This is a genomic window from Paraburkholderia sp. 31.1 (genome assembly GCF_014397645.1).
Lineage (GTDB): Bacteria > Pseudomonadota > Gammaproteobacteria > Burkholderiales > Burkholderiaceae > Paraburkholderia > Paraburkholderia tuberum.
Genome location: NZ_VZQN01000256.1, coordinates 1 through 252, shown reverse-complemented (window position 1 = coordinate 252; position 252 = coordinate 1). Strand labels below are relative to the sequence as shown.

1 pseudogene is annotated in these 252 nt (G+C 61.9%); it reads right to left on the bottom strand.

What is annotated here, in order from left to right:
* Positions 1 to 126: 126 nt before the first annotated feature.
* Positions 127 to 252 (bottom strand): annotated as a pseudogene (locus F6X37_RS36185) (transposase); the annotation flags it as partial.

The window sequence follows — 252 nt, the reverse complement described above, 5'->3', positions numbered from 1 at the left end:
GGACACCGGTTGGTGCCGTGACGCTTAACCCCGAACGCGACTCAGTCGTCGAGATGGCGTCGATCAGCGCAAATAAACAGCCTCTGGCTGCATGAGTGAGGCGACAACTTGCTTGACGCGCGCCGCGTGCAGCAGGGCATGGGCCTGCGACACATCCGACACGTTGGCCGACGTGCCAACCACGGTATGCACCAGCCCCGAATCGGCGTCGACACCGATGTGGGCCTTCATCCCAAAGTGCCATTCGTTTCC